Genomic DNA, 12809 nt, shown 5'->3' with positions numbered 1-12809 from the left:
GCGGGACAGCCCGTCACTGGCTGGATGGGACGGCGGAGGCGGTGTCCGGGCCGAGGACGCTGGACGGATGTGGGCCGATGCGGGCCCAGTCGGCGTGCTTGAAGCTGACCCGACCCACATAGCTGACGTCCAGCTCGACCTCGGGTTCCCAGGACCACAACCGCACCCGCGCCCACGCCGGGACGCGTCGGCGGCGGCGTTTCAGCGTGGTCGGCGGAGGAACGAAGTCCCGCACCCGCCACCGCCGGGCCAGGTCCCGCATCTCGGCGATCGTGTGAGTGGTGAGGTCGTCGAACTCGGCGTAGTGCCGCACCACGGCGCCGCAGAGCACGGTTCGTCGGTGGTCGAAGGTACCCACCAGGTAGCGCAGGCCGGGGGCGACGAGGGGTCCGTGGCCGGTGTCGAGGTCGACGTGACCGTAGAGGCGGCCCACGATCGGGGACCGCACCGCGCACCGGGTGATCCACGCCCCGGTGATCCCATCACGGGCGGCCGCGTCCTTGTCCGCTGCGGTTGGGTGGGCGTGAACCGTGCTGGTGGGCCTGGCTCCCGACGAGGCCAGCAGACGGCCGGGATCAGACGTGTCGTTCACGATGGTCACGTCCCGCTGAGCACGGGGTCGGGCAGCAACTGGGACGTGAGGAGGAACCCCTCACCGGCCTGGGCCTCGGCGGTGTGCCGACACCGCAGCGGCCCCCGTGCCAGCTCGGGAACACCGGTGGGACCAGGACTGGGGTCACGGGGCAGCAGGTAGTACAGGCGGCCGGCCGTGCTGACCTCCGAACGCATCGCGGCGGTGCCCAGGGCGGCCAGGACGACCTGGCCCCGGAACCCCCAGGCCCGCAGGGCCTGGGGGCCGAACGCGTGCGGCTCCAGATCCTATCGCGAGCAGCAGGTGCTTACACCCCGCTTGGCACGTCCTTCATGCTGCTGGACGTGGGGGAACCTGTGACCACTTTTGCCTACACCGAGACGTTCGTCAGTGGCCAGTGGTACGACGGGCCGCCCTACTTGGAGAAGTTCGCGGCAGCGTTCGAGCGGGTCGTCGCCCAATCGTTGGCCGAGGACGAAAGCCGTGCCCTACTTCAGGCAAGCTACGAAGAGATCTAGGAGATGAGCTCGATGGAACGTTCCTTGCAGGACATCACCAACTGGCGGAAGTCGAGTCGGAGCAGCAACGGCGCCAACGACTGCGTTGAAGTTGGGGCCACGTCTGCCGTGGTGGCTGTGCGGGACACCAAGAACCGCGCCGGGGGCACCCTCGTCGTCAGCCGCGAGGCCTTCAGCAGCTTCCTCATGTCGATCAAAGCAGAGCGCCTCTGACACCCACCGGCCCGCCGGCCAACCACCCACCGGGCCGGCGGGCACCCCGCCCAGCCGTCAACGCGAGCCTTACCCGAGACGGCCACGGACGAGCTTGGTCACCGTGCTAGGCCAAACAGGGGCGCCGGCGTACCACGTCGATTCATAGCCGCCCCTCGGGGAGGAGCTGCCATGACTGACGTACTTCTTGTCATCGACATGCAGAACGGGTTCATCAGTCCGAAGTCCGAGCCGGTGATCGACCGCGTAGTACGCCTAGTGCGGCGGTGGGACGCCGCACGTCGGCCCATTGTGTTCACGCGTTTCCGCAACGTTCCGGGCAGCCAGTACGAGCGCCTCATCGGCTGGACCCGACTTCAAGGCAGTCCCGAAACCGATATCGTTCCGGAACTGGTCCCCTACGCCGCCCGACACCACGTCATCGACAAGACCTACTACTCGACCTTCACCGAGGAGTTCACGGCGCTCGCATCCGCGCGGGGCTGGACGCGCTTCACCATTGCCGGTATCGCCACCGAGAGCTGTGTGATGAAGACCGCCGCCGACGCCTGGGAGCTGGGGCACACCCCGGTGGTCGTCCACGACGCCTGCTACTCCCATGCCGGTGAGGAGGCGCACCAGGCAGGGCTGCTGGTGCTCCGGCGCTTCGTCGGCCGCCGGCAGATCAGGAGCATCGACGAGGTCTGCGCGGCACTTCCCACTCCCGCGTGACACTCGCCCACGGTCTCCGCGCGTGACCGGTACGTCCGGACCTTCAGCGGCCACTCCCGGCCCAGCGACGCCGCGAGCGAAGCGGGACCTTCGACTCACTAGAGGATGACCTCACTCGGCGCACTCGGCGCCGCTTGTCGCCGGACAGGGGCGGCACCAGCGTTCGACCGCAGGTGCGGGTCCTTCCTGGCCCCACCCGGCCAACCACCCACCGGGCCGGCGGGCGCCCCGCCGGGCTCTCAACGCGAGCCTTACCCGAGACGGCTACGGAGGAGCTTGGTCACCGTGCTAGGCCATACAGGGGCGGCGGCGTACCGAGTCGACTGATAGCCAACCCTCCGACGGACAGGCAAGCTGGGTACCTGTCCCTACTTGCCGAACCGGGAGCCCACGCGGGTCGCACCACACCTCCCGGCCGACATGGTTCCCCTCTCCGAGGACGTGGCACATGAACGCTGACATGACCCTGACCAACTGGCGGAAGTCGAGTCGGAGCAGCAACGGTTCCGACGACTGTGTCGAGGTGGGTTCCACGTCGACCGTGGTGGCTGTGCGGGACACGAAGAACCGTGCTGGCGGGACGCTGCTCTTTGACCGCGAGGTGTTCGCCGCCTTCGTCGGCTCCCTGAATCGGGACGGCGTCTGAGCTGGCTGCCCGCTCGGCCCGCCGCCCCGGTCCACGTTGTGCGCGTGGATCCGTTCGACGAGTTCCCTATACCCGGTACGGAACCCACGCCGTGGCTGATGTTGACCGAGAGCACCGGGTGGGGGCGGTGGACACGTTCGCTCCTCGCGGTGCGGGCAGCCCCCGACGGTAACCTTGGGAATTCCATTGATATCCGGGCGAGGAACTACCCCGTTCGCGGAAGTCGAAGTCTCACGAGGAGGACCTTGTGCGTCCTGTCGACCTCGCTCGGGAGCACGGGCTGTCCACCCAGGCGATCCGCAACTACGAGGACGCCGGTGTCCTCCCGCCGGCCGAACGCAGCGGGAGCGGCTACCGCCGCTACACCCGGCTGCACGCGCAGGCCCTCCGGGCGTTCCTCGCGTTGCGCGGCGGGCACGGCCACCAGGCCGCGGTGGAGATCATGCGGGCCACCCATCGCGGCGACAGCGACTCCGCCTACCGGCTCCTCGACGCGGCACACGTCGCGCTGTTCACCGAACGCGACACCCGCCTCGAGGTCGCCGCCGCCCTCGAGGCCCTGTCCACCGGTGCCCCGACCCCGATCCGGGGGCGTGCGCTGACCGTGGGGGAACTCGCGCGCCGGCTCGACCTGCACCCGGCGACGCTGCGCACCTGGGAGACGGCCGGCATCCTGCGTCCCACCCGCGACCGGGCCACGGGGCACCGGGAGTACGGGCCGGACGCCGTGCGCGACGCCGAGATCGCACGGCAGCTGCGCCGGGGCGGCTACCTGCTGCACCAGGTCGCCCGGTTCCTCGAATCCCTGCGTGAGGCGGGCGACCCGGACGCGTTGGCCGACTTCCTCGACTCCTGGCAGGGCCGGCTGACCGCCCGGAGCCGCCACCTCCTCGCCGGGGCAGCCCAACTCGACGCCTACCTCTCCCTGGTCGAGAGGACGAGCTGAGGTTCCCGGAAATCGCCCGTCGATGTTCGGCGAGCGGAGGCGCCTTCTTCAGCGTGTACTGGAACATGAACGGCGTCGGGCTCGTCACGCAGGCGCTGAACGGCAGGATCACCGCTTGGTTCGATCACCGCTACCCTCGTGCGCCTGATCCACACCAGCACGAGATCCGCCCGGAGTGGGCGCTCGGCCCTGACGTGGACCTCGACCTCGCCCGCCCGACCTGCCTCGCGCAGCTCGAGCGCCAGACCGGCGTCCCCGTCGATCCGCGCTGGCTCCAGCGGTGGCTGCCCACGTACTCGATCCCCGATCCGCACCTGCTCTACCGGGATGTGCCGCACGCGGATCGGCCGTGGTGGACGGCGGTGGCGCCGGCCGCACGCTCCGCTGGGGGCCGGATCGGCGGCGGGGTGAACCGCCAGCGGGCACGCGCCCGAACGACGATCCACCCGCCCCTGCGGTGCCTCCCTGTTCGACACTCCGCCCACGCCGTGCTGGCACTCCCGTCGCCAAGGCTCAACCGGTACTCCAACGATACGGTCGCAGGAGTGGATGACGGCGGTACCGACGAGAGCCTGACGGTCGACCTGAGCACGGCGGACCTGCGCGCGGTCGCGGGTTTCGCGGTGGCCTGCGCCCTTCCGGCGTTGGCGATATTCGAACGGCACCGTCCCGACGACCCGCGTCCGCGTGCCGCGATCGACGCCGCACGGGAGTTCGCCGGCGGGGCCAGGCGGACGAAGGTGATCCGGGACGGCGCCTGGGCGGCGCTCCGCGCGTACCAGGAGGCCCGCGACGCCGGGCAACCGTCGGCGGGGGAGGCAGCGCGTGCCGCGGTCGCCTCGGCCAGCGCGGCGTTCCTGCACCCCCTGGCGAAGGCGACCCAGGTCAAGCACATCCTCGGTTCGGCAGCCCACGCGGCGCGGGCGTTCGAGCTCGACGCCGGTGGCGACCCAGGGGTCGCCGCCGACCACCTCGTCCGGGCCCGGGGACTGGCCGGCCCCCTCGTGGTGGACGTCCTGACCCGCTACCCGGCGGCCCCGGGAGGCGGGGGCCGGGTGGGTGAGCTCCTACGCGCGCTGGACACGTCGTTGCGGGAGCTGGCGGCGGGCAGCGACGCGGTCCGGTCCTGATCGGACTGGCGCAGGGCCCGCCCCTGCCGTCACTCGGGGGCCGGCGACACCGGCCGGGAGGAAGCTCTTGGAGGATCTTCTCGGCGTGGAACGCGCGGAGCTGCCGGGCCCGGTGCCACCGCCAGGGCGCGCTCGCCCCACACCGCTGACCTGCCGCACGACCGGCAGCTGCCACCTGATCGGTCTGGACACGCTGGGCTCCTGGCGCCGTCCTGCCCCCGTCGTGCCCTGTCCGTGGCCTCCGCCCAGCTCGCTCCCTTCCAGCGATGGGCGCCGCGTGGGCAGAGTTGGCGGAGCGGGGACGTCCACCGCTCGGGCACTGGCCGAAATCGGCTCGGACCCTGGCCGTCCCCGGCGATGACCTCCGGCCGGACCTGCCACCGCGTGGCCTCCCGCCCGGGCGGGATCCGGCCAACCGGACCTCAGCCGACCGCCACCGAGCCGGGTCCAGCGTTCGTTCGGGGGAACGCGGGACCCGGCCCTCCGGACGGCGTCAGTCGAGCACGGCGTCGGCCTCGACCTCGACGAGGACGTCCGGTTCGAAGAGGTAGTCGACGCCGATCAGCGAGGCCGGGGGCAGCGGGCTCGGAAGCCCGATCTCGTCCGCGACCTGCTGGATCCCGGCCACGAAGGCATCCATCTTGTCCGGCGCCCAGGCGACGGCGTAGAAGCGCAGCCGCACGACGTCGGCGAAGGTCGCGCCGGCGCCGGCGAGGCCCCGCGCGGTGTTGCGCAGGGCATGGGCGACCTGCCCGGCCAGGTCGCCGGTGGCGAGGGGGTTGCCCTCGGCGTCACGGGCGATCTGACCCGCCACGTGGATCTGCCGGGATCCCGTGCCCACCGAGACGTGGTGGTACGGGACCGGCTGGAACATTCCCTCGGGTGTCAACAGCCGCACGGCCATGGTTCGCCCTTTCGATCGAGGAACACGAGCAGGAACCAGCTGGTATCGAATGTGTACCTGGTATCCGAAGGGCACTTCAACGAGACTAGGTGTCGTGCAGGAAACCACCCCCTCCGCCCCGGAGCACCCGAAGGTCACCACCGAACACCGCGAACTGCTGGACCAGGTGCTCGACAAGTGGTCGCTGCTGGTGCTGGACACGCTGTGCGAGCGCCCGCGCCGCTTCAACGAGCTCCGCCGAGCCATCCCCCTGGTCACACAGAAGTCGCTGACCACCACCCTGCGCCGGCTGGAACGCAACGGCATGGTCGAACGGATCGTCACGGCCACCCGTCCCGTGGCGGTCGAGTACCACATCGCGCCGCTCGGGAAGACACTCCAGGACCTGATCGACGCCCTCCTGGGCTGGAGCTCGACGAACCTGCCGGCCGTCCGCCGGGCTCGGGCCCGGTTCGACGACGAGGCCGACCCAGCGAGCGGGTAGCACCAGCGGCTGGCCGTCCCCGGGTGGCGCAGCACCTCGACGTCGTGCTGGTGGGACTCGCCCCAGCCTCGCCTGCCACCCGGGCCCCCACGCGACCACCGGGGTCCGGGCGACCGGTGGTCCCAGGACGCGCATCGCCCGACCGCTTCGGCGAGAACCGGCGAGGGCGCCGACAGCAGCAGCGCCGGGCCAGGTGTCGGTGTCGGTGTCGGTGTCGGGCGACCGTCGGGCATGCCGGCGTTCGACTCGCGAGCACCAGGACGGGCGTCGGGCTGCCCGTCCGCCTCGGGCCGCCCCTCACCGCCAGCGCGCGCCCGTCCGGCCCTGGTCGCGACGTCCGGGCGGCGAGCTGACACCCGCGGACCGCCGCCGGTGCTGGCACGGATCAGCTCGTCCTCGTGGACATCGGCGCCGCCGGGCGGATCGTGTTTCCCTCGAAGGATGAAGTTCGGAGTCTCCACCTTCGTCACGGACGAGAGCATCCGCCCCGTCGACCTGGCCACCGCCCTGGAGGAGCGCGGCTTCGACGCGTTGTTCCTGGCCGAGCACTCCCACATCCCGGCAAGCCGGGAGAGCCCCTACCCGGAGGGCGGTGAGCTCCCACGCAAGTACTACCGCACCCTCGACCCCTTCGTGGTGCTCAGCGCGGCCGCCGCCGTCACCCGGCGGCTCGTGCTCGCCACCGGGATCGCGCTGATCCCGCAACGGGACCCGATCCACACCGCCAAGGAGGTCAGCAGCCTGGACCTCATCTCCGACGGCAGGGCGATCCTGGGCGTCGGCGGCGGCTGGAACAAGGAGGAGATGCGCAACCACGGCACCGACCCGGCCGCCAGGGGCGCCCTCCTCGACGAGCGGGTGCTGGCCATCCGGCGCATCTGGACCGAGGAACTGGCCGAGTTCCACGGCGAGCACGTCGACCTCGACCCGATCTACCAGTGGCCCAAGCCGGTCCAGACACCGCATCCGCCGATCTACGTGGGCGGCGAGAGCCGGGCGGCGCTCCGCCGGTTGGCCGAGTACGGGGACGGATGGCTGCCCCGGGCCAACACGCCACGACTGGCGGCCCGCGTCACCGAGGTCCGGGCGAAGGCCGGGAGGGACCTGCCGGTGACCGTCTTCGGCACTCCCGACGACCCCGCGACGATCTCCGAGCTGGCCGAGGCCGGCGTGGGCCGGTGCCTGTTCGACCTGGAGACGGCGGGGCGTGACGAGACCCTGCGCAGGCTGGACGCCCTGGCCTCGCTCGCCTCCACCTGAACACCGGCGTCCCGTTCGGAGCCGCCGGGAGGAACGACCAGGTCACGGGGCTGTGCCCGCCCGCTGTCGCCAGTCTCGGCGCTCCGACGCCGCGCCAGGACGCCACGGCGCTCCCCGGCGGCGTGAGGGAACCCCGCGTCCGGTTCCGTCACGCGCCGATCGCCCGGAGAAAGCAGCGAGCTGAGCCTGTTCCCATTCCACCGAGGCCCGCCCCTTGATCCGGCGAATTCTCCTTCCCTTTCCGCCGTCGGCCGACTCCGCATTCGCCCCACGAGGAATGGTGAGCCCACTCCGGAGCGATGCCACTCCTCGGGCCTTCTCGCTTCCTCGCCGGCACGGGAAGCGGGCGGGACACCCTTCCCGCCCGTGGGCATTCGAAGCCGAGTGGCGGGATGCCGCCCCTCGGCGGCGCGTGGCCTGGCTCCCTCCGACGAGCTAGACGCCATCCTTCCACCGGCTGACCAGGCCCGGTTCGCGCGGTGGCGGCCGGCGCGCCGCCGTGGTAGCGCCCGTGCGGACGACGGCGGGATCGGGTTTCCGACGACCATCCACGCATCGCGCGTGCGCTGGCGTCCGCCGGGTGAGGGAAAACCAACCCGCGCCGCCTCGACGTTCGGGGAAATCGCCTCCCCGCTCCGGTTCACCCCGCTCGCCAGGAATCGGGAACGCCGTCGCGCCCGCGTTCCCCGGCCGAATCCGCACCGCCCCCGCCTCAGCGGCGCAAGTCGACGCCGAAGCCGACGGGACGCGCCGAGGGCGGAGGTGTGCGCCGTACACCACGGGTGTGGGCTGTATACATACTCCGGGTAATCGTCGAGGACCGGTGGACGTGGGATGGCGGCGAAGAGCACGAACCAGGAGACGTTCGCGCACGGCATGGCGCTGTTGTGGGGGACCACCGGCGACTCCGACCGTGGCCGTCGACCTCGGTTGACGCGGGAACGGATCGCGGAGACCGCGATCGGCATGGCCGACGCGGGTGGGCTGGCGGCGGTGTCGATGCGCGCCGTCGCGACCAGGCTCGGTTTCACGGCGATGTCGCTGTACCGCCACGTCCCCAGCAGGGACGACCTGGTGGACGTGATGGTGGACCGCGCGTACGGGGAGCTCTCGCTCTTCTACGACCTGGCCGGTGGCTGGCGGGCGAGGCTGGAGGCCCGTGCCCGCCAGGACTGGGACTTCTACCACCGCCACCCCTGGGTCCTGGAGATCTCCACGCACCGGGCGGTTCCCGGGCCCAACATGCTCGCGGCCCACGAGGCCGCGTTGGACGTCCTGCTGGCGACGGGGCTACCGGAGGACGAGCTGGTCAACCTGGCCCAGGCCGTGGACGGCTACGTCCGGGGTTCCGCCAGGCTGTCGGTCGAGGGTGCGGGCACCTGGGAGAACGGCTGGCGGTCAGCGGGTTCGCCGTTCTGGCGGCGTTTCGACCTGACCAACCACCCGAGCCTGGCCAAGGTGGCGGCGGCCGGAGCGTCCCCCGAGCCCCGGTCGGCGTTCGAACTCGGTCTGGCAAGGCTGCTGGACGGCGTCGAGTCCCTGGTCGCCGCCCAGGAGTCCCAGTCGCGGGAGGCGCTGTCGCGGGAGGCGCTGGAACCTGGCTCCGCGACGGGGACGGTCGTCCCCCGGAACCACTCGCGGTGCCTCAGCTGCGGAGCCGAACTGGTCCTCGCGCCGACCGGCCGGCGCCGCAGCTACTGCTCGCGTGCCTGCCAGCAGCGTGCCTACCGGGCGCGCCGGGCGGGCGGCGGCGACCGCCCCCGGCCCCACGGCCGCACCGGGTCGACCGCGCCCTGACCCCTCGCCCCCGCCCCGGCGGAGGGCCCCCGCCCTGGCCGGCAGCTCCCGGCCGGCCCACCAGGCTCGGGGGAACCGATATCGGCCCGGTCAACCGTCCGACTCGGTCAACGGTGAGGGGGCGGTCAACCGTGGGGCGCGGCCGGTCCGGTGTCGGAGCCGCTGACCCGCACGACGTGCCCGAGCAGCGCGCGCATCTCCGCCTCACTCGGCGGCTCGTCCGACAGCAGGGACTGCAACAGCAGGCCGTCCACGGTCGCCACCAGGGCGCGCCGGGCCGTCTCGTCCGGTACCACCGGTCGGAGCACCTCGGAGAGGGCGTCCAACCACTGTCTGGCGATCGGGCGGAGCGCGGGCCGGCGGGCCGCCTGGAGGTACAGCTCGTACTCGGCGATGGCCCGCCCCCGGTGGACGGTGACGTAGTCGGCCAGGGCACGGACCGGATCGGTCGCGGTCCGCCGCACCTGGTCGAGCAGACCGCCCGCGCTGTCCTCCACCGATGCCCGGAGCGCGCCGACCATGAGGTCGTCCACGGTCGCGAAGTGGTAGGCCGTCGAGGTCGGCGACACGCCGGCCTCCGCGGCCACCGCGCGGTGGGTCAGCCCGGCCACGCCCTCCCGTTCGACCACCCGGACGGCGGCGGCGACGATCAGCGCACGGCGCCGGTCACCCCTGGCCACCCGTCCGTCCCGCGACTCCGCCGTCACCCCTGCGCTCCCGCCCTTCCGTTCCCGCCCGTGTCCAGGTCCGCCTCGGTGGCGACCGAGGACGACGCCCCGGGGTCGCCGTGCCCGCCCCCGAGTTCGAGGAGCACGACACCTCCCACCACGAGGACCAGGCCGGCGATCTTGACCAGCGTCAGCTGTTCACCGAGGAACAGCGCCCCGATCACGGCGACGGCGGCCACCCCGATCCCGGCCCACATCGCGTAGGCGGTGCCGATCGGCATCCCCCGCTTCAGCACCTCGGCCAGCGTACGGAAGGCGATCACATAGCCCACCACCACGATGATCGAGGGGATCAGGCGGGAGAAGCCCTCGGAGAAGCGGAGGGCGACCGTCGCGGTCACCTCGGCGGCGATCGCGACGGCGAGCAGCAGGTAGACCATGCGAACCCCCTAACAATCAGAACATTTGTTCCATATTATGCACGGCCGCACGGTCGGAGGCCGCGAAAACTGGGCACACCGACAGCGCCGGGAGTTATTACCGGCCGGTAACCTGGTCTAGGCTGCGGGGAACAGTCCCGATCAGGAGGCCGGAAGCATGGGCGCTCTCCAGCTCACCCTCGTGGCGATCTGCCTCGCCGCCACGGCGTACGCCGTCACCCTGTTCGTGCGCGCCATCACCCGCATGGTCAAGACGATCCGCCTCGGGCAACCGGACCCGACGAGGAACGGACCGTGGGGGTCCCGGCTGCGCACCATGCTGACCGAGGCACTCGGCCACACCCGGATGCTGAAGTGGGGCGTCGTCGGTGCCGCGCACTGGTTCGTCGCGGCCGGCTTCGTCCTCCTCGTCCCCACCCTCGCCACCGGGTACGGCCAGCTCTTCGACCCCACCTTCGCGTTGCCGCTGATCGGGCACTGGATCGTCTTCGAGGTCGTGATCGAGTTCTTCGCCGCGGCCACCCTGATCGGCATCCTCACGCTGATCGTGATCCGGCAGCTCAACCACCCGCGCCGCCCCGACCGCGTGTCCCGCTTCGCCGGGTCCAACTTCCGGCAGGCCTACTTCGTCGAAGCGGTGATCCTCGTGATCCCGCTGTGCGTGCTGCTGCTCCGGGGCCTCGAAGGCGCGCTGCTCGGCGCCGACTCCTACTCCGCGAGCTTCCTGGCCAGCTACCCCCTGGTCCTGGCCTTCTCCGGCGCCTCGACCGGCGCCCTCGAAACCGGGGTCCTGCTCGTCGCCACGGCGAAGGTCCTCGTCTCGATGCTCTGGTTCGTCGTCGTCGCCAGGAACATCACGATGGGCGTCGCCTGGCACCGGTTCGCGGCCTTCGTCAACATCTACTTCAAGCGGGAACCCGAAGGCGGCCAGGCCCTCGGCGCGCTGCGACCGATGATGAGCGACGGCAAGCCCCTCGACCTGGAGGAGGCCGACCCGGACACCGACACCTTCGGGGCCGGCAAGGTCGAGGACTTCACCTGGAAGGGCTGGCTGGACTTCACCACCTGCACCGAGTGCGGGCGCTGCCAGTCCCAGTGCCCCGCCTGGAACACCGGCAAGCCCCTCTCCCCCAAGCTCGTCATCACCGCCCTCCGCGACCACGCCTACGCCAAGGCCCCCTACCTGATGGCCGGCGGCCGGAAGGACATGGCCGGCGACGAGGTCGGCATCACCGGCGACGGCGCCGAGGCCCGCCTCGCCGGCATCGACGCCCTCGCCCTCGCCGAGGCCGACCGGCCCCTCATCGGGGAACCGGGCGAGAACGGCGAACTCGGCGGAGTCATCGACCCCGAGGTGCTGTGGTCCTGCACCACCTGCGGGGCCTGCGTCGAGCAGTGCCCGGTGGACATCGAGCACGTCGACCACATCGTCGACATGCGCCGCTACCAGGTGCTCATCGAGTCGAACTTCCCCACCGAGCTCGGCGGCATGTTCAAGAACCTGGAGAACAAGGGCAACCCCTGGGGCCAGAACGCCAAGGACCGCCTCGCCTGGACCGAGGACCTCGACTTCGAGGTCCCCGTGTTCGACGGCGAGCTCGCCGACGACGTGGAGTACCTGTACTGGGTCGGCTGCGCCGGGGCCTTCGAGGACCGCGCCAAGAAGACCACCAGGGCGGTCGCGGAACTCCTGCACACCGCCGGCGTGAAGTACGTGGTGCTCGGACCGGAGGAGAGCTGCACCGGCGACCCGGCGCGACGGGCCGGCAACGAGTTCCTGTTCCAGATGCTCGCCCAGCAGAACGTCGAGGTGCTCAACGGCGTCTTCGAGGGCCGCCCGGCCGGCCGGCGCAAGATCGTCGCCACCTGCGCGCACTGCTTCAACAGCCTCGCCAACGAGTACTCGGAACTCGGTGGGAACTACGAGGTCGTCCACCACACCCAGTTGCTGAACCGGCTCGTCCGCGAACGACGGCTCACCCCGGTGGCCCCCATCGCCGAGGACGTCACCTACCACGACCCCTGCTACCTGGGCCGCCACAACCAGGTGTACTCGCCGCCCCGCGAGCTGGTCGGCGCCTCCGGCGCCTCCCTGCGGGAGATGCCCCGGCACGCCGACCGGTCGATGTGCTGCGGGGCCGGCGGCGCCCGGATGTGGATGGAGGAGCGCATCGGCAAGCGGATCAACGTGGACCGGGTCGACGAGGCGCTGGGCACCGCCCCCTCCAAGATCGCCACCGGCTGCCCGTTCTGCCGGGTGATGCTCACCGACGGCGTCACCCAGCGGCAGAACGAGGGCACCGCCGGCGAGAACGTCGAGGTGGTCGACGTGGCGCAGCTGCTGCTCTCCGCCGTCCGCCGGGGGCAGGGGAGCGACGGGGCCGGCACGACGCCGGACGGACGGGCCGATGTGCCCACCGACGAGACGTCGACCGGCACGCCACTGCCCGACCAGGACGCCAGGAGCTGAGACTGGGAGGGGCGTCCCGCGCGGCGCCCC

General features: G+C 71.6%; 15 protein-coding genes. 10 read left to right on the top strand and 5 right to left on the bottom strand.

All coding sequences use genetic code 11. The features are described from left to right. Positions 1-13: 13 nt before the first annotated feature. Positions 14-592 carry a hypothetical protein gene (locus G443_RS16830; protein WP_253860230.1) on the bottom strand — a complete coding sequence of 193 codons (579 nt, stop codon included), beginning with the start codon at positions 590-592 and terminating at the stop codon, positions 14-16. 5 nt (positions 593-597) lie between these two features. Continuing rightward, entirely contained in the window at positions 598-789 is a 192-nt protein-coding gene (locus G443_RS16825; RefSeq protein ID WP_035292350.1) for a hypothetical protein, read from the bottom strand. Between the two features lie 75 nt (positions 790-864). Between G443_RS16825 and G443_RS16820 the strand changes: the two genes are divergently transcribed. The 6 genes from G443_RS16820 to G443_RS16795 all read left to right on the top strand — a co-directional run bounded on the left by G443_RS16820 (position 865) and on the right by G443_RS16795 (position 4756). Next, on the top strand, positions 865-1110 hold the full coding sequence (locus G443_RS16820; RefSeq protein ID WP_245588719.1) for a Scr1 family TA system antitoxin-like transcriptional regulator: 246 nt from the start codon (positions 865-867) through the stop codon (positions 1108-1110). Positions 1111-1113: 3 nt separating this feature from the next. Continuing rightward, the gene (locus tag G443_RS16815) at positions 1114-1323 is read left to right on the top strand and encodes a DUF397 domain-containing protein (RefSeq protein ID WP_016701422.1); all 210 of its coding nucleotides are present in this window, start codon (positions 1114-1116) and stop codon (positions 1321-1323) included. A gap of 171 nt (positions 1324-1494) precedes the next feature. Continuing rightward, positions 1495-2034, top strand: a complete 540-nt coding sequence (locus tag G443_RS16810; protein WP_026417927.1) for a cysteine hydrolase family protein — start codon at positions 1495-1497, stop codon at positions 2032-2034. A 448-nt stretch (positions 2035-2482) separates the two neighbouring features. Beyond that, positions 2483-2680, top strand: a complete 198-nt coding sequence (locus G443_RS16805) for a DUF397 domain-containing protein (protein WP_016701424.1) — start codon at positions 2483-2485, stop codon at positions 2678-2680. A 247-nt stretch (positions 2681-2927) separates the two neighbouring features. Further along, positions 2928-3626 carry a MerR family transcriptional regulator gene (locus G443_RS16800; RefSeq protein WP_026417926.1) on the top strand — a complete coding sequence of 233 codons (699 nt, stop codon included), beginning with the start codon at positions 2928-2930 and terminating at the stop codon, positions 3624-3626. A 545-nt stretch (positions 3627-4171) separates the two neighbouring features. After that, positions 4172-4756: a putative immunity protein gene (locus G443_RS16795; RefSeq protein WP_016700002.1), complete on the top strand. Its 585-nt coding sequence runs from the start codon at positions 4172-4174 to the stop codon at positions 4754-4756. 493 nt (positions 4757-5249) lie between these two features. On the opposite strand, the gene G443_RS16790 is transcribed toward G443_RS16795, so the two are convergent. After that, on the bottom strand, positions 5250-5660 hold the full coding sequence (locus tag G443_RS16790) for a RidA family protein (RefSeq protein ID WP_016700003.1): 411 nt from the start codon (positions 5658-5660) through the stop codon (positions 5250-5252). A 94-nt stretch (positions 5661-5754) separates the two neighbouring features. Between G443_RS16790 and G443_RS16785 the strand changes: the two genes are divergently transcribed. The 3 genes from G443_RS16785 (at position 5755) to G443_RS16775 (ending at position 9201) form a co-directional block, all read left to right on the top strand. Beyond that, on the top strand, positions 5755-6144 hold the full coding sequence (locus tag G443_RS16785) for a winged helix-turn-helix transcriptional regulator (RefSeq protein ID WP_016700004.1): 390 nt from the start codon (positions 5755-5757) through the stop codon (positions 6142-6144). A gap of 441 nt (positions 6145-6585) precedes the next feature. Next, positions 6586-7404 carry an LLM class F420-dependent oxidoreductase gene (locus G443_RS16780; RefSeq protein WP_026417925.1) on the top strand — a complete coding sequence of 273 codons (819 nt, stop codon included), beginning with the start codon at positions 6586-6588 and terminating at the stop codon, positions 7402-7404. Positions 7405-8238: 834 nt separating this feature from the next. Continuing rightward, positions 8239-9201: a TetR/AcrR family transcriptional regulator gene (locus G443_RS16775; protein ID WP_051313592.1), complete on the top strand. Its 963-nt coding sequence runs from the start codon at positions 8239-8241 to the stop codon at positions 9199-9201. 125 nt (positions 9202-9326) lie between these two features. Here the strand turns inward: G443_RS16775 and G443_RS16770 are convergent, their stop codons facing one another. Beyond that, positions 9327-9908 (bottom strand): TetR/AcrR family transcriptional regulator, encoded by a 582-nt coding sequence (locus G443_RS16770; RefSeq protein WP_016700007.1) that lies wholly within the window; start codon positions 9906-9908, stop codon positions 9327-9329. Beyond that, positions 9905-10309 (bottom strand): DMT family transporter, encoded by a 405-nt coding sequence (locus G443_RS16765; RefSeq protein ID WP_026417924.1) that lies wholly within the window; start codon positions 10307-10309, stop codon positions 9905-9907. Before G443_RS16765 ends, G443_RS16770 begins: the two co-directional genes overlap by 4 nt. A gap of 157 nt (positions 10310-10466) precedes the next feature. On the opposite strand from G443_RS16765, the gene G443_RS16760 reads away from it, so the two are divergent. Continuing rightward, positions 10467-12779 (top strand): (Fe-S)-binding protein, encoded by a 2313-nt coding sequence (locus tag G443_RS16760; RefSeq protein WP_026417923.1) that lies wholly within the window; start codon positions 10467-10469, stop codon positions 12777-12779. Positions 12780-12809: the final 30 nt, after the last annotated feature.

It is taken from the genome of Actinoalloteichus caeruleus DSM 43889 (genome assembly GCF_000429185.2).
Lineage (GTDB): Bacteria > Actinomycetota > Actinomycetes > Mycobacteriales > Pseudonocardiaceae > Actinoalloteichus_B > Actinoalloteichus_B caeruleus.
The sequence above is the reverse complement of the archived record's forward strand: the minus strand, read 5'-3'. Positions and strand labels throughout refer to the sequence as shown.

Bases quoted from the DNA above. Each gene is read 5' to 3' on its own strand.
- G443_RS16825 (WP_035292350.1), bottom strand. From the start codon at position 789: ATGCGTTCGGAGGTCAGCACGGCCGGCCGCCTGTACTACCTGCTGCCC.
- G443_RS16815 (WP_016701422.1), top strand. From the start codon at position 1,114: ATGAGCTCGATGGAACGTTCCTTGCAGGACATCACCAACTGGCGGAAG.
- G443_RS16810 (WP_026417927.1), top strand. From the start codon at position 1,495: ATGACTGACGTACTTCTTGTCATCGACATGCAGAACGGGTTCATCAGT.
- G443_RS16805 (WP_016701424.1), top strand. From the start codon at position 2,483: ATGAACGCTGACATGACCCTGACCAACTGGCGGAAGTCGAGTCGGAGC.
- G443_RS16790 (WP_016700003.1), bottom strand. From the start codon at position 5,660: ATGGCCGTGCGGCTGTTGACACCCGAGGGAATGTTCCAGCCGGTCCCG.
- G443_RS16780 (WP_026417925.1), top strand. From the start codon at position 6,586: ATGAAGTTCGGAGTCTCCACCTTCGTCACGGACGAGAGCATCCGCCCC.
- G443_RS16775 (WP_051313592.1), top strand. From the start codon at position 8,239: ATGGCGGCGAAGAGCACGAACCAGGAGACGTTCGCGCACGGCATGGCG.
- G443_RS16765 (WP_026417924.1), bottom strand. From the start codon at position 10,309: ATGGTCTACCTGCTGCTCGCCGTCGCGATCGCCGCCGAGGTGACCGCG.
- G443_RS16760 (WP_026417923.1), top strand. From the start codon at position 10,467: ATGGGCGCTCTCCAGCTCACCCTCGTGGCGATCTGCCTCGCCGCCACG.